2 protein-coding genes are annotated in these 1605 nt (G+C 37.3%); both read left to right on the top strand.

The window, feature by feature from the left end:
- Window positions 1–288: 288 nt before the first annotated feature.
- On the top strand, window positions 289–1185 hold the full coding sequence (locus QOS03_RS09095) for a restriction endonuclease (protein ID WP_283576183.1): 897 nt from the start codon (window positions 289–291) through the stop codon (window positions 1183–1185).
- Between the two features lie 19 nt (window positions 1186–1204).
- The gene (locus QOS03_RS09090) at window positions 1205–1552 is read left to right on the top strand and encodes a hypothetical protein (protein WP_283576182.1); all 348 of its coding nucleotides are present in this window, start codon (window positions 1205–1207) and stop codon (window positions 1550–1552) included.
- The last annotated feature ends 53 nt before the right edge of the window (window positions 1553–1605 follow it).

The following is a 1605-nucleotide window of genomic DNA, read 5'->3' as shown; positions in this document are numbered from 1 at the left end:
GCGCAGAAAAGTTCCGCGCTCAAGCCGCATAAATAATTTTTCTATTTAAACTGTATACTTGACAGGCAATAGTGCCCGATTGGAATTAGTACACTTTTTGCTTTTTGGATTCGAGGTTTGGGTGGATAACATGCTGGATTTTCGGGTTGTGTAGATCAGTGTTCGTTTTAGGGAGTTGAGTAGATTAGGACACTGCCACGTTGTCATATTTTGTTACCATTATTGAGCAGAATTGTACACTCAACTATAATTTAGGAAAAGATAGTTGTAAGGATGGAAAATCATAAAATGGCAAATCGTCAAATTGAGATTGAAAATAAAGCAATGAAAGAAATCTTAATTGCTATGCATAATCTTGGTGGACAGGTTACTAGAAAACAAGTGCTGCAGGAACTTCATGATAATTCAAAGACATTCAGCGAGAAAGAAATTGATGAAGTTCGAATCTCCAAAAAGAGTGGTAAAGAATATCACCCTTTCAATTGGAAGTTTAACTTTGCAGTGAAATATCTAATTCTTGCTGGGTTTATTGAGACTGACAATGGACACGACTTAGAGCTTTCCAAGAAGGGGCGCACTATTGATATTGATGATTTTGACGCTGATAGGGATGTTAGGTCAATTTCTGAAAGCAAAATGCCCCACCGGAAGACAACTCGAGTTAAGTTTAATTCCGTTCCCGACAGCACCAACTCTAATCAAGATAATTCGGAAGACCTAGAAGAACCTTGGCGTCAACAACTGCTAGATACGTTAATCAAGATGAGTCCTAAAAAATTTGAGCTCTTTTGTCGTGGCCTGCTGACTAAAATGGGGATTGACGTCGATGATGAGATTGGGGTTCAATATGTCGCTGATGGTGGATTAGATGGCTTTGGGTATGTTCGTTCTGATGACTACCGGACTACAAGAGTAGCGTTGCAAGCAAAACGTTGGCAGGGAAAGGTTTCAGCACCAGAGATCGACAAATTTCGTGGTGCCATGGATAAATTTAATGCTGAGTTTGGGATTTTCATCACCAATTCAGACTTTACAAGAGATGCTGTTAAGACAGCGCGACAAGGAACCCGGATTATCACGTTGATTAATGGTGATCAGATTTGCGATCTAGTAGCCAAGTATAATTACTATGTTGAGCCAATAACTACCTATCGCTTGAAGAGCTTTTATTTAGACGAGGATTGATTTAGAAGGGAATGATTAAATGTCTTTAATCTCGGATTCCATAATCGTTGCTGAAAAAGTACAATCAATTGCCAAAAAATATAAGGATAAGGAATTGAATGATGAGATAATACTGCTTCAACAAAAACTCAGTTTACTTAGTAATGAAAATATTAAGCTAAGAGAAGAAATAGCTGAAATAAGATCAGATGTTCTTAGTAATAAGAATGTGTATATGGATGACAACGGTTTTCTTAGAAGAAAAAACGATGAAAAAAAGTATTGCCCAAAATGTTGGAACAAGGATAGAAGGTTATCTATAATGCCAAACCATGGTGTGAAAGAATTTGATGGTATTAATGAGTATACGTCAATTGCTAGTTTGTAACATTCCAAATTTTGCTAGATTATTCGTCATGACAAGTGCCTCGATCTGTGCTT

The organism is Limosilactobacillus pulli (assembly GCF_947381555.1).
Classification (GTDB): domain Bacteria; phylum Bacillota; class Bacilli; order Lactobacillales; family Lactobacillaceae; genus Limosilactobacillus; species Limosilactobacillus pulli.
Note: the sequence above shows the minus strand (reverse complement) of the source record. Positions and strands in the feature narration are given on the sequence as shown.

Coding starts and splice junctions, on each gene's coding strand:
- QOS03_RS09090 (WP_283576182.1), top strand. CDS start 1,205: ATGTCTTTAATCTCGGATTCCATAATCGTTGCTGAAAAAGTACAATCA.
- QOS03_RS09095 (WP_283576183.1), top strand. CDS start 289: ATGGCAAATCGTCAAATTGAGATTGAAAATAAAGCAATGAAAGAAATC.